Source organism: Fontivita pretiosa (assembly GCF_050410795.1).
Classification (GTDB): Bacteria; Planctomycetota; Phycisphaerae; order Tepidisphaerales; family Tepidisphaeraceae; genus Fontivita; species Fontivita pretiosa.
Map to the genome: position 1 here is coordinate 4,047,402 of NZ_CP191258.1, position 25,743 is coordinate 4,073,144.

A 25,743-nucleotide genomic window follows, 5' to 3' on the forward strand; every position below is an offset into this window, starting at 1 on the left:
TGCAAATGTCGTAATGTCGCACTGGCTGGCGCAGCGGTGCTGAAACGACCTTTCCGGGTCGGATCGGATGGCTGGTCAGTCGGTGAGATCAGGTGTTGACGTAACGAGATTTGATAAGGAGTCCGGCCTGCCCCTGGAGGGGCGCCGGAGTGACGTATCGATGAAAGTCGCAATCTTAGCCGGGGGGATGGGGACACGGATTGCCGAGGAAACGGACATCAAGCCTAAGCCGATGGTGGAGATCGGCGGGCGTCCGATCCTCTGGCACATCATGCAGCACTATTCGTACTACGGGTTCAACGAGTTCGTCATCGCCCTGGGCTACAAGGGCGAATACATCAAGCGGTACATGGTCGATTACGGCCTGGCCGAGAGCGATCTGACGGTGGACATCGCCAGCGGGGACGTGCTGCGTCACGGGAATCGCCGGCCGGACTGGACGGTGGACCTTGTGGACACCGGGTTGCACACGATGACCGGCGGGCGGATCAAGCGTCTGCGGCCGTACCTGAACGGCTCGACATTCATGCTGACCTGGGGAGATGGTGTTTCGGATGTGAATTTGAAGGAGCTGCTGGCGTTTCATCGCCGGCACGGCAAGCTGGCGACGGTGACGGCGGTTCGCCCGCCGGCGCGATTCGGGCACATGGTCTTCGATGGAGATCGCGTCAAGGAGTTTTCGGAGAAGCCTCAGGCCAGCGAGGGCTGGATCAACGGCGCGTTCTTCGTCCTGGAGCCGGGGATCTTCGATTACATCGAAGGCGATCAAACCGCCTGGGAACGCGAGCCGATGGAGAGACTGGCGCGAGATGGCCAGTTGATGGCTTATCGGCACACGGGGTTCTGGCAGTGCATGGACACGCTGCGTGACAAGCGCCTGCTGGAGTCGCTGTGGGAGTCAGGCCAGGCGCCGTGGAAGATCTGGAAGTAGCCACGACGCAGTCAGAAGCGACGGCGCGCGGCGCCGCAGGACGCACAACACTTGGGAAAGGCACCGATGAAGATCCTGGTCACCGGGCATCTGGGTTATATCGGCACCGTGCTCACGCCGATGCTGCTGCGTCGCGGGCACGAAGTGGTGGGCATGGACGCCGACTGGTACAGCCGCTGTACGTTCGGCGATTCGCGGCAGATCGCGGAGGTGCCGAACCTGGCCAGGGACATCCGGGATGCAACCGTGTCGGACCTGAAGGGGTTTGACACGATCATGCACCTGGCGGCGCTGAGCAATGATCCGCTGGGCAACCACAACCCGGAGCTGACCGACGAGATCAATAACCGTGCGACGGTACGTCTGGCGGAAATGGCTCGCGAGGCGGGCGTGCGACATTTCATCTTCAGCTCGACATGCTCCAACTATGGAGTGGCGGGTGATAGGTTCAACGACGAGAACAGCAGCTTGAATCCGTATACGCCGTATGCGCGGGCGAAAGTTGCGGCGGAGCTGGCACTGCGGCCGATGAACGATGAACGCTTTGCGGTGACGCTGATGCGCAGCGCCACGGCGTTCGGATACAGCCCGCGAATCCGCTGGGACCTGGTTTTGAACAATCTGACGGCGCACGCGGCGACGACGGGACGGATTTACCTCAAGTCCGACGGCACGCCGTGGCGGGCGATCGTGCATATTGAGGACATCAGCCGGGCGTTCGTGGCGGTTGCCGAAGCGCCGCGCGAGGTGGTGGCGGGCCAGGCGTTCAACGTCGGGCAGACGCAGGAGAATTACCGCGTGCGCGAAATCGCCGAGATGGTGGCCCAAGTCGTGCCCGGCAGTCGGATCGAATACGCGCCCGACGCCAAACCCGATCCTCGCTGCTACCGGGTGAACTGCGACAAGCTTCCGCGCATGGTGCCGGCCTACCAGCCCAAGTGGACGGCGCGAGCGGGCATCGAGCAGGTGTATCAGGCGATCCGCAAATACGGCTTGAGCGCCGAGGAGTTTGAAGGCCCGCGTTATGCCCGGTTGCCGCACATCAAGCAGCTCATCGCCGATGGTGTGATGAATGATCGATTCCGCTACACCAAGCAGGCGCAGCGGGCGGCGTGAGTGCGGTGCTTGCGGAGCCGGGGAGTGACAGGGAGATATGAAGACCGACGTGACGGCAGTGACCAACAGTGACAGCGCCGCCAGCTTCCGCGCCAAGGCGGCCAGGACGTGTTGTCGCTCCTGTGGACAGCAGGGGCTGGAGCCGGTGCTGGACCTTGGCGTGACGGCGCTGGTCGATACGCTGGTGACCAAGGAGCGTCTCAACGGGCCGGAAAACAAGTATCCGCTTCAGGTCGCCTTCTGCCCGAGCTGTTGCCTGATGCAGACGTGCGACACCCCGCCGCCCGAGGAAGTCTTCCACGAAGACTACACCTACTACGCGAGCTTCTCGACGACCTGGCTGGAGCACTCGCGGCGGTGCGCGCTGCAACAGATCCAAAGGTATGGACTGAACGAGCGGAGCCTGGTGATCGAGCTGGCCAGCAACGACGGGTATCTGCTGAAAAACTACGTGGAGAAGGGGATTCCGGTGCTGGGGATCGATCCGTGCCGCGGCCCGGTGGAGGCAGCGCGGAAAATCGGCGTGCCGACGCTGCATGCGTTCTTCGGGCTGGAGCTGGCCCGGAAGCTGGTCGCCGAGGGCAAACGCGCCGATATTGTTCACGCGAACAATGTGATGGCGCACGTGGCGGACCTGAACGGCTTTGTCGCGGGCATCGCGATGATCCTCAAGGACGATGGCGTGCTGGTGACGGAGTCTCCGTACGTCAGAGACCTGATCGACAACTGCGAGTTCGACACGATCTATCATGAGCACCTGTGCTACTACGGGGTCACGAGCCTGAAGAACCTGTACGCGCGGCACGGGCTGTACATCAACGACATCGAGCGGCTGCCGACGCACGGCGGGTCGCTGCGGCAGTACGTTTCCAAACGTCCCGGCGAGAGCGAAACGGTCAAGAGACTGCTGGCCGAGGAGCAGCAGATCGGCCTGACCCGCTACGGGCCGTATTACCAGACCTTTGCCCATCGCGTGGAGGCGATCAAGCAGGAGATGCTGCGGATCCTTCGGGAACTGAAGGCTGCGGGCAAGCGTGTGGCGGCGTACGGAGCCAGCGCCAAAGGCAGCACGATGCTCAGCTACCTGGGCGCCGGTCCGGAGCTGATCGAATTCGTGGTTGATCGCAATGTGCACAAGCAGGGCAAGTTCATGCCCGGCGTGCACAACCCCATCTACGACGTTGGAGCGATCCAGAGGCTCAAGCCGGATTATCTGGTGCTGCTGGTGTGGAATCTGAAGGATGAGATACTGAAACAACAGCAGGCATATCGGGACGCGGGAGGCAAGTTCATCATTCCGATACCGTATCCTGAGATTGTCTGAGGCACCGCGGGCGGTAAGCGCGCGGCGAGCAAGCTCGCCCCGGCTACACGAGCGATACCAGCAGCGCAAACGAGAAGCGATGAGCGACCAACTTGACGTTTCGGTGCACTGTCCGAACTGCGGCGGTCGCGGGATGCAGATGCTGTACGCGATCGACGACATCCCGGTGCACAGCACGATCAACCTTTCCTCCCGTGAGCGGGCGCTGTCGTTTCCGACCGGAAAGCTGCGGTTGGGGTTCTGCAATGCCTGCGGGTTCCTCAGCAACACCGCCTACGATGCCTCCCTTCAGCAATACTGCCAGGAGTGCGAGGAATCGCAGCACGTCTCGCCGACGTTCAACAGATTCGCGCGTGAGCTGGCGGCCAGGTGGATCGATCGCTACCAACTGCGTGGCAAGACGATCCTGGAGATCGGCTGTGGCAAGGGGGAATTCCTGGCGTTGATGTGTGAGCTGGGCGATTGCCGGGGGATCGGGATCGATCCCAGTTACCAGCCATCGCGTACGCCCGCGAAGGTGGCGCATCGGCTGCGTTTCATCAACGACCTGTACAGCGAGAAATACGCCGATCTGGAGGCCGACGCGATCCTGTGCCGTCACACGCTGGAGCACATTGGCCCGACGCTGGAGTTCATCCGGATGATCCGTCGGGCGATCGGGGATCGCCGGCACATGCTGGTGTTGTTTGAGTTGCCGGATGTGACGCGGGTGTTGAAAGAGGCGGCGTTCTGGGACGTCTATTATGAACACTGTTCATATTTCAGCCCCGGATCGCTGGCGCGGCTGTTTCGCAAGGCGGGTTTTGAGTTGCTGGAGCTGCGGCGGGATTACGCGGACCAGTACCTGCTGCTGGCGGGGCAAGCCAGCGAGCAACCGACGCGGCCCGGTCTGCCGCTTGAGGATGATCTTCAGCAGATGCAGCAACTTGCCGCCGAATTTGCACGGCGGGTACAATCGAGCATCAAGGGCTGGCGGCAGATGATGACCGCGGCCCACGCCCGGGGCAAAAAAGTGGTCCTCTGGAGCGCCTTGAGCAAGGCGGTGGCCTTCCTGACGACGACGAAAGTGGGTCAAGCCGTTGAATATGCTGTGGATATCAACCCTCAACGGCAGGGGCGTTTCCTGCCGGTGACGGGCCAGCAGATCATGCCTCCGCAGTTTCTGCGGGACTATCAGCCCGACTACGTGATCCTGATGAACCCGATCTATGTGCCCGAGGTGCGGGCCGAGCTGGACAGATTGTCGGTGCCGGCGAAGGTTTTGGCGGTTGGCGCCGACGAGCCGGCATTGGATGGTTGAATCAGGCGGGTGTCAGGTCTCGGTCGGGCCTGCCCCGATTTGAGTTAAAAAGATCGATGCATATGCACCGACCTTGTACGCCTGGCATTGGCCGCGACGTGCGATGTCCCGTAGAGCTAGTGAAAACTAGCCGATGCCGTCGCCTCCGCCTCGGCAGCTATCGGACCAGCAATGCAGGTCCGGTTAAGGGCGGCTGGCGGCTGGACGATGTACGATCAGACATGTGGCAACAGACGTTACAGGCGATAGCACCGATGGAAACCGCAGTCGTTCCGCCCGCGACCTGATCGCGCCCGCGGCCCGGACTTCGGAGGTTCGCTCATGAAAGTCGTCATCCTGGCCGGGGGTATGGGCACACGCCTGGCGGAAGAAACGGACATCAAGCCCAAGCCGATGGTTGAGATCGGCGGACGCCCGATCCTCTGGCACATCATGCAGCATTACTCGGCCTACGGGTACAACGAGTTCGTCATTTGCCTGGGATACAAGGGCGAATACATCAAACGCTACATGCTGGATTACGCCAAGCTGACCAGCGATCTGACCGTCAAGATCCGCAGTGGCGACGTGATGCGCCACGGCAGCGGGATGAAGTGCGACTGGACGGTGGATCTGGTGGATACGGGGTTGCAGACCGCCACCGGCGGACGTGTCAAGCGAGTGCAGCAGTACGTCGGCAATCAGACGTTCATGCTGACCTACGGCGACGGGGTTTCGGATGTGAACATCCACAAGTTGCTGGAGTTTCATCGCAAGCATGGCAAGCTGGCGACCCTCACCGCCGTGCGTCCGCCCGCCAGATTCGGACACATGCACTTCGAGGGCGACCTGATCACCCAGTTCAGCGAAAAGCCGCAGACCGAGTCGGGGTGGATCAACGGCGGATTCTTCGTGATGGAACCGGCGGTCTTCGACCTGATCGGCGGTGATGACACGTGGCTGGAACGCGAGACCCTGGAGATTCTGGCCAGCAGAAAACAATTGTGCGCCTACAAGCACGAAGGGTTCTGGCAGTGCATGGACACGCTGCGAGACAAGCGGCTGCTGGAAGATCTCTGGGCCAAAGGACAGGCGCCCTGGAAGGTCGGGTAGGGCAGCGGATCGGGTTGGGCGTATGACTTACGACTTCGCGATCGTCGGTGGAGGAATTGTGGGACTGGCTACGGGGATGGCGCTGTGTCAGCGCTGCCCCGAGGCGCGGATCATTGTCATCGAGAAGGAAGATCGCTGGGCGGCGCACCAGACCGGACACAACAGCGGCGTGATTCACTCGGGCATTTATTACAGGCCCGGCAGCCTCAAGGCGCGGTTCGCCATCGAAGGCTCGCGGCTGATTCCCGAGTTCTGCAAGCAGCACGGCATCGCTCACGATGTGTGTGGCAAAATCATCGTCGCCACCGAAGAGTGGGAACTGCCGCTGCTGGACAACCTGCTGAAGCGGGGCTTTGCCCACGGCCTGCCCATCCGCAAGATCTCCGCCGAGCAGATCAGGGAAATCGAGCCGCACTGCACGGGTCTGGCGGGCATCGAGGTCAAGAGCACGGGGATTGTGGATTTCAAGGCTGTGGCCGCTGCCTACGCCAGGATCATTCAGCAGCACGGCGGAGAGCTGCGACTGGGGTGTCGGCTGAGCGGCATCGTCCACCACTCCGGGCAGATTAGCCTGGAGACCACGGCCGGCACGTTCCACACGAAATTCCTGGTCAACTGCGGAGGGCTGCACTGCGACCGGATCGCCCGGCTGGATGAGGTGGATCCGCAGGCGAAGATCGTTCCGTTCCGCGGTGAATATTACGAGCTGGTGCCCGGGAAACGGCATCTGGTCAGAAACCTGATTTACCCGGTTCCCAACCCGGACTTCCCGTTCCTGGGCGTGCACTTTACACGGATGATCGACGGCAGCATTCACTGCGGCCCAAACGCCGTGCTGGCGCTGAAGCGCGAGGGATACACCTGGCGCGACATCAGCCTGCGCGACATGTGGGACGCGCTGAGCTATCGGGGTTTCTGGGCACTGGCCAGGCGAAATTTCGGCGAGGGGATGAAGGAAGTCTACCGCAGCTTCAGCAAGAAGGCGTTTACCCGCACGCTTCAGCGGCTGATTCCCGAGGTGCAGGAGCAGGACCTTGTGCCATCGCACGCGGGCGTGCGGGCGCAGGCTCTGCTGCCGGATGGAAAGCTGGTGGATGATTTTCTGATCGTGCGCGGCCACAACAGCGTGCACGTGTGCAATGCTCCATCACCGGCGGCGACGGCGTCGATCCCGATCGGCCGGGCCGTGGCCGAGCAGCTCCCGCTGCCTGAGCGGGTCGCGGTGGCGGTGTCTTAATCTGGAGATGTTCAATGAAGCTTCTGGTTACCGGTACTGACGGGTACATCGGCACGATTCTGGCCCCGTACCTGATGGATCGAGGGCATGAGGTCACCGGCATTGATACCGGCTTCCACCGCATCGGGTGGTTGTACAACGGCGTGCGCGTGATGCCCAAAACGATCACCAAGGACATTCGCAACATCACCGAGGACGACCTGCGCGGGTACGATGCGGTGATCCACCTGGCCGAGCTGAGCAACGATCCCGTCGGGCAGCTTGCCCCCAACATCACCTACGACATCAACCACAAGGGAACCGTGGCGCTGGCGCACAAGGCCAAGAAAGTGGGCGTCAAGCGGTTCATCTATTTCTCCAGTTGTTCGGTTTACGGCGCCAGCTCGACCCACGCCAGCGACGAAAACAGCCCGACCAACCCGCTGACCGCCTACGCCGAATGCAAGCTGCTGGTCGAGCGTGACCTGAAGGAGATGGCCGATGCGAACTTCTGCCCGACCTACCTGCGTAACGCCACCGCCTACGGCGCCAGCCCCCGGCAGCGATTCGACCTGGTGGTCAACAACCTGTGCGGACATGCCTGGTGCAGCAAGCTGATCAAGATGGATTCCGACGGCACGCCCTGGCGGCCGTTCGTGCACATCCTGGACATCGCGCAGGCGACGGCGTGCGTGCTGGACGCGCCACGCGACATCGTGTTCAACGAGACGTTCAACGTCGGCGACAACTCCGAGAACTACCAGGTGAAGGACATCGCGCGCATCGTCGCCGAGACATTCCCCGGCTGCCAGCTTCAACTCGGCACGCGGGGAGACGACAAACGCGACTACAAGGTCAACTTCGACAAGATCAACACCCGATTGCCAGGCTTTAAGTGCAGGTGGACGGTCAAAAAGGGCGCCGAGCAGTTGCTGCGCGTCTTCCAGGCGATCCAGATGCCCAGAGAGGTGTTTGAATCCCCGGCCCACACCCGTCTCAAACGCATCAGGCAGTTGATCGAAACCAGGCAGATCGACAAGGACTTTTTCTGGGTGACCGAGTAGCAGGGGCTTTTGAACCCGAGCACAGAACCGCACCGGCGGAACGACTGTGCGACGCCGCACATGATCTTCAGGCAAACCACGATCCCCGGGGTGTTGCTCATCGAGCTGGAGAAGCGCGAGGACTCGCGGGGATATTTTGCCCGCGCCTGGTGCGAGCGCGAGTTCGCGGCGCACGGGCTGCCGCGGTTTGTCCAGACCAACATGTCGATGTGCCGGCAGAAGGGAACGATCCGCGGACTGCACTATCAGGTGGCGCCGCACGGCGAGGCCAAGTACCTGCGATGCATTCGCGGGGCGATCTTCGATGTGGTCGTGGACATTCGTCCGGATTCGCCGACCTACAGGAAATGGTTCGGCGTGGAGCTGACCGCCGAGAACCGCAAGGCCATCTTCGTGCCCGAGGGTCTGCCCCATGCGTATCAGGCGTTGACGGACGAGGCGGAGGTGATCTACTCGGCTTCGTGCTTCTACACCCCCGGCGCCGAACGCGGCATTCGATGGAACGACCCGGCGTTCAATATCGAGTGGCCGATCCGGGAAGTGATCGTTTCGGAGAAGGACGCGAGCTGGGCGGACTGGAAGGGCTGAAGCACTGACACGCCGCGCCGAAGCTGAGGCTGAGCTGCGCAGCCCGCGGCTCCCGCAGCGAGCCGGGGTTGGGGTGAACTTTCGGGAGTGAGCCATGATCGTTGTGGACAATGCATTGATGGATCGCGAGCGCGCGGGCAAGCCGATCCGCGTAGGACTGGTCGGCGCCGGCTTTGCGGGAAAGGGTTTTGCCCTGCAACTGCTGGGCGGGCTGCCCGGCATGCGGCTGGTCGCTATCTCCAACCGCACGATCGCCGAAGCCGAGCAGGCCGTGCGGATGGGCAACGGAACCTGCACCACCGTTTCCAGCGCTGAAGAGCTGGAGGCCGCCATCGACCGCAACGGCAATGAAGTCGGGAAAGTCGCGATCACCAGCGATGCAATGCTGCTGTGCGCTTCGCCCAGCATCGACTGCATTGTCGAAGCCACCGGCGAGATCGAATTTGCCGCGCAGGTGGCGATGGCGGCGTTTGCCACGCGAAAGACCGTGGTCGTGCTCAATGCCGAGCTGGACGCGACACTGGGGCCGATCCTTCGTGTCAAGGCGCAGCAGTGCGGGGCGTTCTTCTGCCAGGCGGACGGGGACCAGCCGGCGGTGATCATGAACCTGTACCGCTACGTCAAGAGCATCGGCTTCGTTCCGGTGATGGCGGGGAACATCAAGAGCCTCCAGGACCATCGTCGCACGCCCGCCACCCAGGCCGAGTTCGCCCGCAATGTCTGGCAGCGCCCCAAGTTCATCACCAGCTTCGCCGACGGAACCAAGATCAGCCAGGAGATGGCCACCGTCGCCAACGCCACCGGGTTTCCCGTGCAGAAGCGGTCGATGCTCGGACCACGTTGCGATCACGTGGACAACGCCTGGAAGTGCTTTGATCCGCAGGTGCTGATGAGCACCGGATTGACCGACTACATCCTGGGCGCCCAGCCCAGCTTCGGCGTGTTTGTGCTGGCGCACTGCGAGCATCAGCCGATGAAAAAGCGATGGATGAAGGTCTACAAGATGGGCGACGGGCCGTTTTATACCTTCTACACACCGTCGCATCTGAGCCCGATCGAAGCGCCCAACACCGTCGGGCGGGCGGTGATCTTCCGCGACGATCCGGTCAAGCCGCTGGGCGGACCGGTGTGCGACGTGGTCACCGTCGCCAAGCGGGCTCTGAAGGCCGGCGAGGTGCTCGACGGCATCGGAGGGTTTCTGACCTACGGGGCGATCGACAACACCCCCGTGGCGATGCAACAGAACCTGCTGCCGATGGGCCTGAGCGAAGGCTGCATCCTCAAGCGCGATCTGCCGATGGATGCCGCCATCACTTTCGATGACGTGGAAATGCCCAAAGGGCGGCTGTGCGACCGGCTCTGGCGGGAACAGGTCGAGCACTTCGGGCTGCGTAAGATCAAGAAGATCGCGTGAGCGGAGCGGCACAGGGCACAACGGCGGCCAGTCGGCTTCGGCTCCGCGCCCTCTGCTCTGGAATCGACAGGCATTATGTCCTCTCCCAGGGTCAGCATCGGTGTACCGGTCTTCAATGGCCAGAAGTACCTCCGCTTCACGCTGGATTCCCTGTTGGCACAGACGTTCAGTGACATCGAGATCATCGTCACCGACAACTGCTCCACCGACGCCACACCGCAGATCGTCGCCGAGTACGCCGCACGCGATCCGCGCATCCGATACATCCGCAACCCGACCAACCTCGGCCCGGCCAGGAATTACAGGGTCTCGATGGATCTTGCCCGTGGCGAATATTTCAAGTGGAACCCCGCCGACGACGTCTGCGCCCCGGACTTCATCGAAAAGTGCGTGAAGGTGCTCGATGCGGATCCTTCCGTAGTGATGGTCTATCCGCGCACGAACCTGATCGACGCCCAGGGACAGGTCTTCGCCCAGTACGACTACGAGCGGGACTTTGACCATCCCAGCCCGGCGGTTCGGCTGTGGCGGATGATGACGGTGGACCATCGAGTTCATGGTGGGCATGAGCTGTACGGCGTGATTCGCACCGCCGAACTGCGCAAGACTCCGGGCATGCTCAGCCATGTGCGCGGCGACAGTGTGCTGCTGGCGAGGTTTGCATTGCTGGGGCGGCTGCGGCGCATCGAGGAGTACCTGTTCTTCAACCGCGATCACAGCGATCGGTCCAGCAAGTATCAGGACCGCGCGCACGTGCGGCAGGGAAGCCGGCTGGCACGCTACCTTGGCTATGGTCCGCTGCCCGCCGCCGAGTGGTGGGACCCCAGGCTCAGGGGCAGGATCGTCTGGCCGGAGTGGCGGGTCTGGCGCGAATACCTGCGCGCAGTCCGGGAAACGGACCTGCCCTGGGGGCAGAAACTCGCCTGCTATGGTGCCTTTGCCCTGTATACCATCAGGCACACCCCTAAACTGGCCCGCGACGTGTTGATCGCCGCCGAGCAGTTCATCAACCGGCTGATCCACAAACCCAATCCAACCGATAGCTCCGATAGAAGGGGCGTGATCGCTTAAGCGATCAGCTCCGGCCGCAGAGGTTGTCCCATGCACACTCCGCGTCTCAGCATCGGTGTGCCCGTGTACAACGGCGCGCGCTTCCTCCGCGCCACGCTGGACTCGATCCTGGCCCAGACCTGGACCGATTTTGAGCTGATTATCTGCGACAACTGCTCCACCGACGCCACCGAGTCCATTTGCCGCGAATACGCCGCCAAAGACCCGCGCGTGCGCTATTTCCGCAACGAGCGCAACCTCGGCCCGGCGCCCAACTACAACCGCTGTTTCCAGTATGCCCGCGGCGAGCTATTCAAATGGAACGCCGCCGACGACTGCATCGAACCCACCTTCGTTCAGCGCTGCATCGAGCTGCTCGACAGCGATCCTTCAATCGTCTGCGCCCACACAAAGACGATCCTGATCGACGACCAGGGCCGGCCGTACCGAAAGTACGATCACGAGCTGGATCTGGATCATCCATCGCCGGTGGTGCGTTTTGCCCGCCTGGTGTTCGTCAATCACCGCAAGCACAATGCGCATGAGTTCTGGGGCGTGGTCCGCGCCGAGGCGCTGCGCAAGACGCCGATGAAGGGCAGCTTTCCCAGCGCCGATCGCATCCTGATGAGCTTCTGGGCGCTGCAAGGCCGGATAGCGCGCGTCGAGGAGTACCTGTTTCTCAACCGCGAACACCCGCAACGCTCGCAGCGCGCCATCGCCAACAGAGACTTCAGGCCCGGCAGTGCGCTGTCGCGATGGATCGGTGGCGGGCCGACTCCGCCGTATGAATGGTGGGACCCCAGACTCAAGGGCAGGATCGTGTTTCCCGAGTGGCGGTGGGTGTGGGAGTATCTGCGGGCGGTGCGGATGACGAAGCTGCCGCTGCGACACAAGCTCGGCTGCTACGCGGTCATGGCCGCGCTGTACGTCGCATTCCTGCCCCGCCTGGCGCGGGACGTGCTGATCGCGGGAGAACAACTGTTGCGACGGTTGTTGTCCTGTCGCGGTGCCGCCCCGATATCCGATACGGGCGGCCCAGGCTGTGAGCCCCGGGCGTGCGACCCGCCTCGAAAGCGGGCGGCATAGGCTTGCCGGGCCGCGACGCTGCGCGTACCTTTGCATGCCTGTAACCGAAGCCGTCGCGGCGACGTCCAATCACAGCGATGATCTACACGCCAACCAAGCTGGCCGGAGCCGTGATCCTCGAGCCGCAGCCGATTCGCGACGAGAGGGGCTTTTTCGCCTACCTGCTGGATGTCCGCGACGCCGAAGCCCACGGGCTGCGCATCGGCCTGGCCCAGGTCAAGCTCAGTTACAACTTCAAGAAGGGCACGCTGCGCGGGATGCACTGGCAGGCGCCGCCCGCAGCGGAGGTCAAGCTCGTCCGCTGCACCCGAGGCGCCATCCTCGATGTGATCGTAGACCTTCGTCCGGATTCGCCTACGTATCTCCAGCACATCGCCGTCGAGCTGACGGCCGATAACCGCAGGGCGCTTTACGTTCCGCAGCTTTTTGCCCACGGCTACCAGACGCTGACTGACGATGTGGAGGTTGTCTATCAGGTGGATGAGTTCTACGCGCCGCAGCACGAGCGCGGATTGCGCTATGACGATCCGGCGCTGGGGATCCAGTGGCCGCTGCCGGTGACCAGCTTGTCCGGGAAGGACGCCTCCTGGCCGCTGATCCGGGATGGGCGCATTGCCTGAGATTTATAGGACGACACAATTTGGCGCCGAAGGAATTGAGGGCTTTGGCAAAGCGCTGAGCATGGGGTATTCTCCAGAGCCGGAAGGTTGAAGTAGCGCGGTCCACTTGTACGGGAGTGAAGACAACTCAGGTGTGACATGCCGCCGCGCGCCAACGCGGCGGGCGATGACGCGGAGCCTGTGCCGCGAACTGTCCGGCCCGCGTTGCGTAGCTCGGGTTGCGTCGTAACGTTTATGCGTATCCACGTCTATCTGCGCGAGTTCCCACCCACGGGAGACCCGCTGGATTCGGGCATGATCAAGGCGGTGCACGGCCTGGCCGCCGGCTTCGCCCGGCACGGCGCGCAGGTAACCGTTTTGTGCGAAGGGGAGAAGACCGGCGTGGTTGACACGCCCGCCGGCTACGAAATCCGCTGCTTTGCCCACAACAACCCGCGGCGTCCGACGCTCACGTCGCTGTCCCGTCAGCTCGAGCAGTACATCGATCGCTGCCCGGATCCGGGTTTGTTCCTGCTCAACGGCATCTTCAGTCCCTGCGTGTACATGGTGGCCCGCGCCTGCCGGCGCAACCGCATCCCCTATGTCTTCGCGCCGCACGATCCGTATCACCCTTCGATCTTCGACAAGCGGTGGCACCTGAAATGGGCCTACTGGTATCTGCGCGAACGTCCGATGCTGCGACGGGCAAGCGCCATCCAGGTGCTGGATTTGAGGCACGCTGAATGGCTGCGCCGCTTGGGCGTGCATACGCCCGTGCTGGAAGTGCTCAACGGCTGGGCGCCCGAGGATGTGCAGCCGATCGAGGCGCTGAGCTGGCGCGATGCCGGCCCGCCGCGACTGCTGTACATGGGCCGCATCGATTCGCACAACAAGGGACTGGATATCCTGCTCGAGGCGTTTGCACAGTTGTTGGGCGAGACCGATGCAAACCTGACCATTCAGGGACCGGACTGGGGCGACCTGGAGGCCATGAAACAACTTGCCGGGCGGCTGGGGCTGGGCAGGCGCGCGGAGTTTCGCGAGCCGGATTACACCATCGCCTCCTCGTTCATCACCGCCCAGCATGATGTCTTCGTGCTGCCTTCGCGCTTCGAGGGTTTCGGATTGTCCGCGCTGGAGGCGATGCTCTCGGCCAGGGTCATGGTCGTCTCCGACGTGGCCGGCATCGCGCCGCATGTGCGCGCCAGCGGATGCGGCGTCGTGGTCGCCTCCGACAGCCAGCACATCAAGCAGGGAATCCGTCAGATTCTGGCCATGCGACCGAAGTGGAAACAGATGGGCTTGGCCGGACGTGAATATGCCCTGCAAAAGCTTCGCTGGGAGACGATTGCCGCCGAGACGATCGAAAAATACCGCGCACTGCTGGGCGCGGAAATCGGCCGAACGGCGGCTTTGCGGAACTGCGCTGCGTCAATTCTCTGATCCGCCGGCCTGAAGCGCAGAGCCGGACAAGCCCGCTACATTGAGCTTTGTGGACTGCGTGCCCGCCACGCTTCCATCGCCGCCAGCGTGGCGAATGCCACGATGATGCTGATCAGCAGGTTCCTGAGCTGAAATCCGCTGGCCGATTCCAGTCCGAGGATGATCTCCAGCAGCACGGCGACAAGCAGCGCTGCGCCCGCCGCTGCTGTACGCCTGTGTTTCATACTCAGCGTGCTGGTCGCCAGCGTCGCTGTAAGCAGGGCGGCGAACGGGACCAGCGCCATCACCCGGTAGATCGTCGCGTAGCTGCCCAGCCCGTAACGTTCCATCCGCAGGCGGAACCAGTTCCTGGGATACAGCCGCCAGATGATTTTGGCCTCGGGGGTGATCTCGACGCGGCCTCGCTCCAGCCCATCCACGTAGACGCGAATCTGCCCGTTGCGGTGAGTGAGCAGGATGTGATGGGCGTGGAAATCGGCCAGCACATCGCGCACATGCAGATCCGGCGACGTGCGGATCGCGCTGCGGAGACGCACGGTCAGATCGGAATCCTCCTGACCCACGGCGAGGTTGAAGCCCCGGCGGTTGGAGATCGTGACGATCCTGGCCGGGCCGTGCTGGCGGGTGTTGGCGGTGGCGGCGACGAAGGCCAGGCTCAGCTCCCCGCTGCTGCGGATGCGGTGGATCGCCGGGGCGATCGACGCACCGGTCGCCAGCCAGTGATACGAATACAGGTGGGGCGGCCCGGTGCTGGAGACCTCCAGCTCGTCGGGTCGCTGGCCCATCCAGTTCAGCGGCTTGAGTTTGCCGGTGAGGTCCGGGTACGGCGCCGGCCCGCGCAGCACATACTGGCCCAGCAGCGACTCGCCGAGCAGGTCGGCCGGCGCGGCGCCGGCGGCCAGCGCTTGTGCCTGCTCGGCCTCGACGGCGCGGTCGGCCAGAACAATCTCGGAAACAAAGCCGTCCCACGGGCGGTCGTTGGCGGCATGATCCCCGACCGTCAGCAGCATGCCCGTGTCCCAGACGCTCAGGTCGCCGGGCCTGCGGATGAGCAGCGGCGCGCTGACCATCAGCAGCGTATAGATCGTCAGCGCCGTGGCGAGTATCGGCGAGCTAACCAGCCAGCGCAAGTTCAATAATCCTCTGGCCGCGAGGCGCACCAGTCGATCGCCGCCGGCGATGAAGATGCCGGCGCCGATCACGCTGCCCAGGGTGTTGCACCACAGATCCTGTAGAGCCGGATCGCGGAAGCTGACCAGCGCCTGCGTCAGCTCAACGATCAGGGAAAGGCCCATGCCCAGAAGCAGCGCCGAGATGACCTGCCGGATGTGGCGGGCGCGCCGGCGGCCAATCACCGCCGACAGCGCGAAGCCGAATGGCACAAAGAACAGGACATTCTGAAGGCGATCGACATTGCCCGGGTCCCACTGCATCCAGCGCCAGTCGAACTGACGACGGGTTCCATCCCACCAGCCACCTTCAGGAATCGCAAAGTCGAACGGAAAAGTGCCCGCAAATGCAACAAACAGAACGCTGGCGACCAGCAGGAACACGGCCAGCGCTCGCGCGACGCGATCGGTCGGCGTCACGTAACCGTGCGGCAGCACTCGGATGTGGACTCTGCTCATCGGCTGGCGCCTCAGATTGTGCAGATTTCGCAGGGATCGCAAAGCCGCTCAAATCGCAGGCGGTTCTCAGGTCGCGCCGGGCAGATTGCGCCTTCAACTTCGGCGGCTATTCCGCATCGGGGTTGTGTTGCGGGTCGATCCAGTGAGCACTCTGCGCAGGCAGGGGGGATTCGGGGACCATGTTCAGATTCTGCTGGCCGACTGTCTTGCTGATCGCGTTGGGGGCAGTGTACACCGCGATCTGAAGCTGCTGGTTCCACAGCTTGGACTGGCTCTGACGAATCTGGGCGTGCAGCCGGTTGTTCTGGTAGTTCAACTCCAGCCGCTGCTGCCGAAGCTGAAGCAGCACCGCCGCCAGCACCAGTGAAAAGAAAATGGTCAGCAGGAGCTTGAGCATGGTCGGGATTGCGGATTGCAGCTCGCGCAGCGCCGTTTGCCGACACTCCGCAGCCTCAAATAACCCAATCCACAATCGGATCAGTTCGCCCGCGCCAGCGGCCTGGCGGGCAGGCGCAGCCTCATGTTGGGATGCACCACGTCGCTGCCCTTGAGCGTTTCCTTGTTCAACTCCTTGATGGCGGTGACGGCGGCGGGGTTGCCAAGCTGCTCGCTGGCGATCTTCCACAGGCTGTCATTTTCCTTGACGATGTACCAGTACTCACCGGCCGAAGCGAGCTGCTGATTCGGCGGCGGGGCGGTGGCGGCGGTCGGCGCCGCAGGCGAAGTTGGCGCGGCCACGTTCGTCGGGATCTGATACGTTCGCCCGGCGATCACCTTGTTGGGGTCCTGTTGCAGCGAGGGGTTGAGCCGGATAATCGCGTCGCGGTTGGCCCTGGTATTGGCGCCAAGGAACTTGCTGGCCATCTTCGAGACGCTGTCGCCCGGCTCGGCCACGTACTGCCGCGTGCCACTTCCGTGCTGAGCCAGGCTGGCAGACTGCGATTGCTGTGCGGGACCTGGGGTGACCGTCACCACCGGCTCGCCATGTTGCTGAGCGATCCGTGCCAGGGCGGTGTTGGGCGCATCGGCGCCGGCAACCTGGATGTCTGCCTGCGCGGCGCCGGAGGGCGCGTCCGCTGTCTTTGCCGGAGTTTCACCGGCGAAGGTGATCGGGGGCTGGGCTGAGGGCGACTGCGCGGCTGGCGACTCGGACTGCGCCGGCAGCGCCTGAGATGACGCGGACTGCACCGACTGCTGAGCTGTTGGCGGCTGAGCGCCCGGCGGGCCGATCTGCACCACCGCTGTCGGCGGAACCTGCGGCTGAAGATCCCGCGTGACTGGCACCGGGGCCTGCGGAGTCACCTGCGGCGGGGTGACGACGGGCGTGACCACTGGCTGCGCCCCGCCCGGCACGCTGACCGTCTCCCGAACGTTGGACCCCGCCGCCACCAGCGACGCCGGCGGCGGCTCGGTCGAACTGGTCAGGTGATCCGAAAGAAGAATCCCGATGACGATGATAAACGCCAACCCGACCAGCAACCCGATCTTCGTTTCGCGCGTCATGACGTCCTCTCCAAAACGCGGAGTTTTGCCGAGCGGGACCGGGGGTTGGCAGCGATTTCGGCGTCGGAGGGAACAATCGGCTTTGGGGTCAGCACCTTGAACTGCTGTGCCGCGGTCTGCTCCAACGACCGAAACGCCTGTTTCACCATGCGGTCTTCCATCGATTGGAAACTGATGATCGCCAATCGGCCGCCCCCGCTGGCCAGAACCCACGGCGCCTGTTCGAGCAACGCCTGAAGGTTCTCCATCTCCCGGTTCACCTTCATCCGAAGCGCCAGAAAGGTCCGGGTGGCGGGGTCGATGCTCTGCCGGCTTCCGTGCCGGGCAGGGATGGCCGAACGCACCAGTTCGGCCAGCCGCTCTGTTGTTGTGATCGGCGAAGCACGGCGAGCTTCCACAATCTTTCTGGCGATTCTTCGTGACCAGCGTTCCTGCGCCAGTTCGTATAGGACGTTGGCGAGGTCTTTCTCGGAGAGGGAATTGACGTAATCTGCGGCCGACTTTTCCAGTCGCGGATCCAGTCGCATGTCCAAAGGCATGTCCTGCGAGAACGAAAGCCCGTAGCGCGGATCGAAGAGCTGGTTGGTGCTGACCCCCAGGTCGGCCAGGATGCCGTGGACCGGAATGTTTCCTATCTGCGCGATGACATCCCCAAGCTCCGCGAAGTTGGCATGAAAGAGTCGCACACGGCAGTTGACGTCAGCCAGGCGCTGACGCGCGTACTCCAGATTCCTGGGATCTACGTCCAGACCGACCAATAATCCCTCGCTGCCCAGGCGTGAGGCCAGTGCCAGCGCATGCCCGCCCCGGCCGATCGTGCAGTCGATCAGCGTTTTGCCCGGCTCAGGGCGAAGGGCCTCCAGCACCGCATCGAGCAGGACCGGCTCATGGCCAGTGGCAGGCAGATCCGGCGATCGGTCATCCATCGCGTTCATGCAGTTGAAGCAGGCCGTCCCGCCCGGCTTCGGCTGGGCGGACGTCTCAGCCGTATAATCTCAGCCAACGGCTATATAATATTGGTTTTCGCTTGCAATTTGGGTTACGTATCGGCAATAATGTTTGGCGGTTGTTGGGATGCCGGGCGAATGGGTGCGCGCGAGATTCCCAGCTCGAGCGTGCAAACCGGCATATGCTCGCACAGTGAAGGGGAGGGGCGGTGACGCACGGATCCGCTCTGCTTCACAGGCACGATGTCGCCTACGTGGTCTGACGTGCGGAAAAAGAGCAACGGCGGACGGGACAGTTAACCGCCTTGTGCGTCTGGTCGATGATCAATCATTGGTCAAGACCGATACCGCGGAGCCGGGCGTCCGTTCCCCCGTGATCCCAGGCACGGGCCCCATCCGTGAGACGACCCCGCAGCACCGACTGTAAAACGCCTCTGAGTCGTTCCATCGCAGGCGTGGTTTACGACGCGAGCACCTCATGTGCATCGCGTATATCGCGCGCCTCGCGGGCAATGGCTCGACGCACCGAATCGCCGCCACATTCCCTCGAGCCCGGCCCCACTGCGGCTCGGGCCCGAGGGAGTGACGTCGCGGGGTTGGTCACGTGACGGCCTCACAACCCATCTGCCGCCACGAAATCAACCCCAGATCAAACGAACCTTGCGCGCTCGCCATGCAGGCGAGCATGCCATTCGCAGCGGCCACTGCTTCTGCTTGCCGCCGTGTACGTCCTTGGGGCACGGCGCTGCCTTGCTTGCCTGGACGTGTGAAGGCCTCCATGCCGGCACGCTCCTTCGTGCTCACACGCCTTGCTCCACGCCGCTGGCGTCACGCCTTTGGCGGGTACGGCAGTCTCCATCTGCGGCGGTGGCCCGGCCGCATCGGAGTTCACTCAGCTTGTCCTGAGACCGACCTTCCCTGGTGTGTCTCGCTCATCAGTCAGCCCCGGCCGACGCCGCGTCCATCTCCCGTGTGTCGCGACGCCGAACCTTCAAAGCACAATGCTTCACCAAGGGTGCTTCGATACCGAGTTCTACAGCCAGGCGATGTGTCGCCAAAACCAAACGCAACTTGCGCAAGTTCACGATCTTCACGAGCCGCCGCCCGCCCTCTTGGCTCGAAGCATCACTTCCGCCGACCGGGCCATCAGTTCCTCGAAGCGCCGTTCCCACTCATCCCGGTTCCATAACTCCAGGTGGTCCCGCGCTCCGATCAACGTGACTTCCCGGCCCGTGCCCGTTCTCCTCAGGGCTTTTTCAGGCAACAGCACTCGCGCCTGCTTGTCCAGTTCCAGCCGACTGGCCATCGCAAAGTGAAACTGGTTGAACGCCAGCAGGTCTTCATCCGGGGTCAACTCCTGTCGCCCCTGTGAAACCAGAAACTCGTAATAACGCTCCGGATAGAGCCAGAGCTTTCGATTCGGACCGATCACCAGAAAGAACGCTTCCCCGTCTCGTTCTGGGTTCAGCGATTTGCGGATCTCCGACGGAACCAGCAGACGGTTCTTGTCGTCGATGGTCAGTTCATGCTCGCCGTAGAGGACTGCATGCTGCATGTGACTTTCAATCCACTTGCCACCGGCGACGCTCCAACTTTTACCACATTGTCCCACCAATTCAAGACACAAATCGCTCCGAAACAAAAAATCGTGAAGTTTTTATGACCAGCTTGCCGATATGCGGGAGTTATCCACCACCACGCGAAAAACGGCTGTGATTCGTCTGTGGATAAGTTGTCGCGCGGCCGGCCACTTGCCGCCATGCCCGTCGAATCAGCCATCCGACCACGCTACTGACCAGGCCAGCTCCGGAAATGATCCGCCAGCAGACTTTCCAGTCCACCGCTTCGCCACCGAACTCCTCTATGAGATAGGCCCACATTGCCACGCCAACGACCACGCACAACGCCGTTGCCGTGGCAATTCCACGCTGACGATCCCCCCTCAGCGCCGGACCCCAGAGCGCCAATCCCCACAGCCAAGCCAGCATCCATCCCATCGCCTCCAGCACATCGCTGAAGGACGCGCCGGCGAGCAGCCCGGCCAATTGCAGGAAGGGAATCGCGCTGATCACGACCGCACATGCCAACCGCGGCTGCCCCATCAACCACCCCAAAAACGCCGCCGATGCCAATGCCTGCAATCCCTGCATCAGCATCAGCGCGTACTGCTCAAAGGGCGGATTTGCCTTCGCCCACAAAGGCGTCGGTGTTGCCAGCAGAAGTAGCCCAACCAGTTGTATCCCCAGCCACACGATCAGAGGCAGCAGGCCGGCCTGATCGCCGCCATCCGCACGATGTGCCGCGCTCGATTCGATCGGTTGGCCGTCGTTGATCCTTTGCATCGCTCCAATCGCCGTGCTGTCTCGCTGGTGGCGCTGCGAGTGAAATCTTAACCCGGATCGACAGGCTGTCGGCGGCAGGAATTGTGCCAGGACTGCACGCGGCTTTGAACTACTGTCGCGGTTGAGCTACCTGGTTCCCCCGGCACTGGCGGTGCGGGCGCCGTCGGCGGGATAAATGATTCGATCGAATCGGATGTCGATCCATGGCATGCCCCCATCGACGCGATGAAACTGCGTCCACACATCACGTAGATACGCCAGTTTCTGCGGCGTCGAGACCTCGACGAAAAAATCCTTCGCGTTGATCGGCCGGCCCCAGCGGATCTGCGTGTCGTACTTCGTCACCAGTGTGATCTGGGCTTCCTTGGGGTCTATTCGTCCGGCGAAGTTCGTGACGTCTACCTTCACGATCTCGTCGGCATACACCTGTCCATAAAGCAGCTTGACCAAATCCAGCCCGGCGGCCAGATCCTCACCCGGCCAGACCTGCCCGGACTCCACCGGCGGATGGCTGACCCCTTCGATCACACGGATGTTGAGCCTGCGGTTCGGACCGACGACGATCCCCGGCAACTGTTGCGCGGTGTACTGCTCGGGCAGCTTCACCGCCTCGCCGTCCACCAGCCAGTAATAATCTTTCCAGTGCACCAGCGCGATCGGCGCGCGGTACTCGCAGTCGATCTCCAGCGTATCGCCCGGCCGCTGCCCGTACGCGCGACGGACCTGCTTGACCTGCCTGATCCACGGGTTGTTCCGCAGGATCATCGCGGTGTCCTGCAGCAACTGCCGGTCGAATGCCGAGTGCGTTCCCGCCGGCTTGACCGTGTTGATGATCTGAATCGCCAGCGCATCGCTCATCCACGCCGGGCGGTTTTTCAGCACAACCTTCGGCGGGCGCTGGGGAAAGACCACCTCGCGCTCGACATAGCTCCGCAGGTGATAGAACCCCACGCCCAGCAACCCGACGAACACAACCGCGCCCAGCGTGTGCATGATCGCCCGCCGCACTTGCCTGGCCCGCTGCGGGTCTTTGACTGGAATCGGTTTTGGTCGTTTGGATTTACCCATGCGCAGCCGCGACGCGGTCCGGCGCGAAAGCGACGAAAATGCGCACGTCGCCGCCGTGCCGACCAACCTGCCGCCTCACCTCTTATCGGACGCCGCTCGCGAGGAACTGAAACGGTTTCCCGTCGTTGCCAGGCCCGCGTCTGGACTGTTCCGTCCAGACTCAGTTCAGCCGACCATTCATCACGAAATCTCCACCAGCATCTCGATCGAGCTCACACGGAAGCCGCACGACCTGAACATTGCCCGCGCCGCTTCGTTGGCGGGGGCGGTCTCCAGGCGGACCTGCTTCATCCCCAACTGCCGGAACCTCTCGATCGCCAGCATGGTCAACTGCCTGCCCAGGCCTTCGTTGCGATACTCCGGCTCGATCCAGATGTCGTGGATGTAGCCGGTCTCCCTCAGCCGGTAGATGGGAATCGTGGACTCGATGGTGCCGATGAGGAAGCCGACGAGTTTGCCGGGCTGGCGCTCGACGACCAGAAAGACGCTGCGCGGGTCCTCGGCCCGCGCCGTCAGCCAGCGACGGTACATCTCCAGCACATCCGGCCGATAGTCGTATCGCTGGGGATCCCACTGCTCGTGCAGGGCCGCCAGTTGCCCGACCATCGGCAACACGGCCGGCACGTCCTGAGGCGTGGCGGGGCGGAGGTGCATTGCTTTGTGGCCAGTTGCGGCAGTACGTTGCGGGTTGTGAAGGACCTTGGCTGGGGTGATGGGGAGTCTGCGGCCGGGGTGCGTCCGAACTCCCCAGCACCCTATCGGCTCGTTCTTCAGGCCTGCGCCGCCGCAGCGCCGCCGACCAGCTTTTCCGCCGCCGAGATCAGCTTGTCCATCTTCACCGGCTTGGTGAAGTATTCACTGACGCCCAGACTTTCGGCGAACATCTTGTGCCGCGCGCCGGTATTGCCTGTGATCATGATCACATAGGGCTTGGAGTTGCGCGGCTTCTTGGCCTTGATCTTCTCCAGCACCAGGAATCCGCTTCTTCCGGGGAGCATCATGTCCAGCACGATCACATCCGGCTGGTTTTTCTCCGCCAGTTCGACGGCCTGGTTGCCGTTGGTGGCCGTTTCGATCACGGCGCCGGTAGGCTCCATCGCCGCCTGAATACTTGTCAAAATATCGTGGTCATCATCCACGATCAGCACTCGCTTGCCTTCAAGTGGTGAGCTCATGGGGGGTTCTCCTGGCGCAACTCGCAGCACCGGGGTCGCACTCATGCAGGATTCGAGCCACTGTCGGTCTGCGAGGCGCAATTGTCAAGTCACAATCGACACAGGTCCGATAATCCAATAGCAACGGACAAAGGAGTTTAGCACCGTGTCGCCCGATTCTCCCATCGTCGTGCTGGACAGCGGTTTGGGTGGGTTGACGGTGGTGCGCGCCCTCCGAGCCGTGCTGCCCCACGACGAGATCCTGTACTTCGGTGATACGGCCAGATTGCCCTATGGATCGAAATCCGCCACGACAGTTACGACCTTCGTGAAACAGATTGTGAACTACTTCCGTCCGCGGCGGCCCAAGCACGTGGTCATTGCCTGCAATACCGCCACCGCCCTGGCGCTGCCCGGGTTGCGCGGGGAATTTGCCGACCTGTCGATCAGCGGGGTGGTCGAGCCTGGTGCCCGAGCAGCAGTGGCGGCGGCGGGAGCGAGGCAGGAGCCGGTGATTGGCGTTATCGCCACCGAAGCTACCGTCCGCTCCAAAGCCTATGAACGCGCGATTCATCGAAGACGCAATCACGCAAGGATCCTGCTCCGCCCCACGCCACTGCTGGTGCCCATGATTGAGGAAGGCAGGGACGCCCGCGACCCGGTGGTACACCTGGTGCTCCAACAGTATCTCCAGCCCCTGCTGGATCGCAAGATCGACGTGTTGCTGCTGGGTTGCACTCATTATCCCCTGCTTAAGGGGCTGATCGCTCGCATCGTCGGTCCCAACGTCAGCGTGATTGACTCGGCCGAGGCCTGCGCTGAAGATGTCGAGCGCCGGCTGCGTTCGGCAGGACTGCTGCGCCCCGGAGGCGGCGGCGAGCCGCGCGGGTCGCTGCGATGCTTCGTTACCGACGACTCGCCGCGGTTCGCAGCCCTGGCCAGGCATTTCCTGGGCTTTTCCGTCGCTGCGCCGACGTGGGTCCCGCCGGAAGAGCTGTATGCGGCATCGCCCGCACTCGAGCGGATTCGGCAGGCGGGATAGTGCAATGGAACCACGGATGAACACCGATGACCACAGATGTCCAATCCAGTGTCATGGGCGTGCGGCCCGTGATCAACACATGACGCATGGGCCAGGCGCTTCTGATGCCCGCAGCAGAATCTGTGTTCAACTGTGTTCGTCGGTGATTCTGCTTCTTGCCTGCTGCGGCTGCCAACAGGTCCAGCGGGTAGGGGGGTTCGGAAAGAGCCTGATCGACTACTTTTCCGGCAACACGCCGTTCAACGCCGCCAAACGGATGGAGGACCGCTACTTTCCCGACGAGCGGCGGATCGGATTGAACCGGCTGGTCAGCTACGACTTTGGCCGCCGCGAACCTTACACCACCCGCTATCAGCAGGTCGCGCAATACGACAGCGACTGGCTGGTTCGCGCCACGGCGATCCGGGCGCTGAACCGCGCGCGCGATGCCTCGGCGACGCCGATCTTCATCAGGGCGCTGTCTGATCCGAGCGAGATCGTGCGCGTGGAGGCGGCCAAGGCGCTGGCGAATCTGCCCGACCGCAATGCCATTCCGGCGCTGATCAAGGCTGTGTCCAATCCCGAAGAAGACCGTGACGTTCGCATCTGGGCGGCACACGCGCTACGGCACTACCGGTCGCTGGACGTGGCCCGCGCGCTGGCCGGAACGCTGGGCGGCCGCGAGTTTGGTGTCGCCTGGCAGGCACGCCACAGCCTGGTCGCCATCACCGGAAAAGACTTCCGTTACGACGAAGCCGCGTGGCTTCAGTATTTCAGCGGACCGGACAGACCGTTCGGGTGAATCAGAAGTTCGGATCAGCATCCGGCGGCTGCGCTACGCTACCCCGCGGCGCAGCCGCCGGATCGATGCAACACGAACCATCAACCGCGCATGCGCGCACTCGTCTTCGACGGCAAGCTCATCTTCGACCCCCGTCGCGCCGATCCCGCGATCAGCGACGGAGACACGCTGCTGCGCGTCCGTCAGGCCGGAATCTGCGCCACCGACCTGGAGATCACCAAAGGCTACATGGGCTTCCGCGGTGTGCTCGGGCACGAATTCGTCGCCGAGGTGATCAGCTCGCCGGATCGGGATCTGATCGGCCAGCGGGTCTGCGGCGAGATCAACATCGTCTGCGGTCGGTGCGACCTTTGCCTCTCGGGATTGAGCAACCACTGCCGGGCCAGATCGGTGTTGGGAATCCTCAACCACGACGGGGCGTTCGCTGATTATCTGCGATTGCCCGCCGTCAACCTGCACGTTGTGCCCGGCAATGTGGATGATGACCACGCCGTATTCGTCGAGCCGCTGGCGGCGGCATTTCAGGTCCTCAAGCAGATACAGCTTGATGGGCGTAAGTGGGTGACGGTGCTGGGAGACGGCCGCCTGGGACTGCTGGTGGCGCAGGTGCTGCGCAACGCCGGCTGCCCGGTGCGAGTCATCGGCAAGCATCCGCACAAACTGGCGCTGTGCGAAAAGTGGCAGATCCGCTCGCGTCCGCTGGCCGATATCGTCCCCAGACACGACCAGGATGTGGTCGTCGATTGCACCGGTTCCGCCGCCGGCTTCGAGCTGGCCATGCAGATGGTTCGACCGCGCGGCACCATCGTGCTCAAGAGCACCGTCGCGGCCGGCAAGCCGCTGAACCTGGCGCCGCTGGTCATCGACGAGATCACCGTCGTCGGCAGCCGCTGCGGACCATTCCGTGAAGCCATCCGCGCCCTGGCCGAAAAACAGGTGGATGTCGTCAGCCTCATTCACCGAAGGATGAAACTGGAACAGGGCGTGGAAGCGATGGAGCTTGCCGCAAGACCGGGGATACTGAAGGTCATCCTCACGATCGCAGAAGGATGAAG

Annotated in this window: 25 protein-coding genes; 16 read left to right on the forward strand and 9 right to left on the reverse strand. The window is 63.0% G+C overall.

The window, feature by feature from the left end; genetic code table 11:
* The first annotated feature begins 160 nt into the window (after positions 1–160).
* From rfbF (ACQS5P_RS16340) to ACQS5P_RS16400, 13 genes are all read left to right on the forward strand, one after another.
* The gene (gene rfbF, locus ACQS5P_RS16340) at positions 161–931 is read left to right on the forward strand and encodes a glucose-1-phosphate cytidylyltransferase (protein WP_428937686.1); all 771 of its coding nucleotides are present in this window, start codon (positions 161–163) and stop codon (positions 929–931) included.
* 66 nt (positions 932–997) lie between these two features.
* Positions 998–2,047, forward strand: a complete 1,050-nt coding sequence (locus ACQS5P_RS16345) for an NAD-dependent epimerase/dehydratase family protein (protein ID WP_428937687.1) — start codon at positions 998–1,000, stop codon at positions 2,045–2,047.
* 37 nt (positions 2,048–2,084) lie between these two features.
* Complete coding sequence (locus tag ACQS5P_RS16350) at positions 2,085–3,371, forward strand: class I SAM-dependent methyltransferase (protein ID WP_428937688.1); 1,287 nt, start codon at positions 2,085–2,087, stop codon at positions 3,369–3,371.
* Between the two features lie 79 nt (positions 3,372–3,450).
* Entirely contained in the window at positions 3,451–4,671 is a 1,221-nt protein-coding gene (locus ACQS5P_RS16355; protein ID WP_428937689.1) for a class I SAM-dependent methyltransferase, read from the forward strand.
* A gap of 321 nt (positions 4,672–4,992) precedes the next feature.
* On the forward strand, positions 4,993–5,763 hold the full coding sequence (gene rfbF, locus ACQS5P_RS16360) for a glucose-1-phosphate cytidylyltransferase (protein ID WP_428937690.1): 771 nt from the start codon (positions 4,993–4,995) through the stop codon (positions 5,761–5,763).
* A 22-nt stretch (positions 5,764–5,785) separates the two neighbouring features.
* Positions 5,786–7,000, forward strand: a complete 1,215-nt coding sequence (gene lhgO / locus ACQS5P_RS16365) for an L-2-hydroxyglutarate oxidase (RefSeq protein WP_428937691.1) — start codon at positions 5,786–5,788, stop codon at positions 6,998–7,000.
* 14 nt (positions 7,001–7,014) lie between these two features.
* The gene (locus ACQS5P_RS16370; RefSeq protein ID WP_428937692.1) at positions 7,015–8,043 is read left to right on the forward strand and encodes an NAD-dependent epimerase/dehydratase family protein; all 1,029 of its coding nucleotides are present in this window, start codon (positions 7,015–7,017) and stop codon (positions 8,041–8,043) included.
* A gap of 60 nt (positions 8,044–8,103) precedes the next feature.
* Positions 8,104–8,631: a dTDP-4-dehydrorhamnose 3,5-epimerase gene (gene rfbC, locus ACQS5P_RS16375; RefSeq protein ID WP_428937693.1), complete on the forward strand. Its 528-nt coding sequence runs from the start codon at positions 8,104–8,106 to the stop codon at positions 8,629–8,631.
* A 94-nt stretch (positions 8,632–8,725) separates the two neighbouring features.
* Complete coding sequence (locus tag ACQS5P_RS16380) at positions 8,726–10,045, forward strand: NAD(P)H-dependent oxidoreductase (protein ID WP_428937694.1); 1,320 nt, start codon at positions 8,726–8,728, stop codon at positions 10,043–10,045.
* Positions 10,046–10,120: 75 nt separating this feature from the next.
* On the forward strand, positions 10,121–11,116 hold the full coding sequence (locus ACQS5P_RS16385) for a glycosyltransferase family 2 protein (RefSeq protein ID WP_428937695.1): 996 nt from the start codon (positions 10,121–10,123) through the stop codon (positions 11,114–11,116).
* Positions 11,117–11,146: 30 nt separating this feature from the next.
* Complete coding sequence (locus ACQS5P_RS16390) at positions 11,147–12,181, forward strand: glycosyltransferase family 2 protein (RefSeq protein ID WP_428937696.1); 1,035 nt, start codon at positions 11,147–11,149, stop codon at positions 12,179–12,181.
* A gap of 77 nt (positions 12,182–12,258) precedes the next feature.
* The gene (gene rfbC / locus ACQS5P_RS16395) at positions 12,259–12,801 is read left to right on the forward strand and encodes a dTDP-4-dehydrorhamnose 3,5-epimerase (protein ID WP_428937697.1); all 543 of its coding nucleotides are present in this window, start codon (positions 12,259–12,261) and stop codon (positions 12,799–12,801) included.
* 234 nt (positions 12,802–13,035) lie between these two features.
* Complete coding sequence (locus ACQS5P_RS16400) at positions 13,036–14,223, forward strand: glycosyltransferase (protein ID WP_428937698.1); 1,188 nt, start codon at positions 13,036–13,038, stop codon at positions 14,221–14,223.
* Positions 14,224–14,258: 35 nt separating this feature from the next.
* Here ACQS5P_RS16400 and ACQS5P_RS16405 read toward each other — a convergent pair whose 3' ends face one another.
* The 9 genes from ACQS5P_RS16405 to ACQS5P_RS16445 form a co-directional block, all read right to left on the reverse strand.
* A complete protein-coding gene (locus ACQS5P_RS16405) occupies positions 14,259–15,851 on the reverse strand; it encodes a VanZ family protein (protein ID WP_428937699.1) in 1,593 nt (530 codons plus the stop codon).
* Between the two features lie 106 nt (positions 15,852–15,957).
* Positions 15,958–16,248, reverse strand: a complete 291-nt coding sequence (locus ACQS5P_RS16410) for a hypothetical protein (RefSeq protein WP_428937700.1) — start codon at positions 16,246–16,248, stop codon at positions 15,958–15,960.
* 80 nt (positions 16,249–16,328) lie between these two features.
* A complete protein-coding gene (locus tag ACQS5P_RS16415; RefSeq protein ID WP_428937701.1) occupies positions 16,329–17,354 on the reverse strand; it encodes a LysM peptidoglycan-binding domain-containing protein in 1,026 nt (341 codons plus the stop codon).
* Positions 17,351–18,280 (reverse strand): 16S rRNA (cytosine(1402)-N(4))-methyltransferase RsmH, encoded by a 930-nt coding sequence (gene rsmH / locus ACQS5P_RS16420; RefSeq protein ID WP_428937702.1) that lies wholly within the window; start codon positions 18,278–18,280, stop codon positions 17,351–17,353. Before rsmH ends, ACQS5P_RS16415 begins: the two co-directional genes overlap by 4 nt.
* Positions 18,281–19,391: 1,111 nt before the next feature.
* Positions 19,392–19,856 (reverse strand): division/cell wall cluster transcriptional repressor MraZ, encoded by a 465-nt coding sequence (locus tag ACQS5P_RS16425; RefSeq protein ID WP_428937703.1) that lies wholly within the window; start codon positions 19,854–19,856, stop codon positions 19,392–19,394.
* Between the two features lie 130 nt (positions 19,857–19,986).
* Positions 19,987–20,643: a hypothetical protein gene (locus ACQS5P_RS16430; protein ID WP_428937704.1), complete on the reverse strand. Its 657-nt coding sequence runs from the start codon at positions 20,641–20,643 to the stop codon at positions 19,987–19,989.
* Positions 20,644–20,769: 126 nt separating this feature from the next.
* Positions 20,770–21,711, reverse strand: a complete 942-nt coding sequence (locus ACQS5P_RS16435) for a cell division protein FtsQ/DivIB (RefSeq protein WP_428937705.1) — start codon at positions 21,709–21,711, stop codon at positions 20,770–20,772.
* 180 nt (positions 21,712–21,891) lie between these two features.
* On the reverse strand, positions 21,892–22,365 hold the full coding sequence (locus tag ACQS5P_RS16440) for an N-acetyltransferase family protein (RefSeq protein WP_428937706.1): 474 nt from the start codon (positions 22,363–22,365) through the stop codon (positions 21,892–21,894).
* A gap of 116 nt (positions 22,366–22,481) precedes the next feature.
* Positions 22,482–22,886: a response regulator gene (locus tag ACQS5P_RS16445; RefSeq protein WP_428937707.1), complete on the reverse strand. Its 405-nt coding sequence runs from the start codon at positions 22,884–22,886 to the stop codon at positions 22,482–22,484.
* 145 nt (positions 22,887–23,031) lie between these two features.
* Here ACQS5P_RS16445 and murI point away from each other — a divergent pair, with 145 nt between their 5' ends.
* The 3 genes from murI (at position 23,032) to ACQS5P_RS16460 (ending at position 25,741) form a co-directional block, all read left to right on the forward strand.
* On the forward strand, positions 23,032–23,907 hold the full coding sequence (gene murI / locus ACQS5P_RS16450) for a glutamate racemase (protein WP_428937708.1): 876 nt from the start codon (positions 23,032–23,034) through the stop codon (positions 23,905–23,907).
* Between the two features lie 142 nt (positions 23,908–24,049).
* Positions 24,050–24,688 (forward strand): HEAT repeat domain-containing protein, encoded by a 639-nt coding sequence (locus ACQS5P_RS16455; RefSeq protein ID WP_428937709.1) that lies wholly within the window; start codon positions 24,050–24,052, stop codon positions 24,686–24,688.
* A 90-nt stretch (positions 24,689–24,778) separates the two neighbouring features.
* Complete coding sequence (locus ACQS5P_RS16460) at positions 24,779–25,741, forward strand: MDR/zinc-dependent alcohol dehydrogenase-like family protein (RefSeq protein WP_428937710.1); 963 nt, start codon at positions 24,779–24,781, stop codon at positions 25,739–25,741.
* Positions 25,742–25,743: the final 2 nt, after the last annotated feature.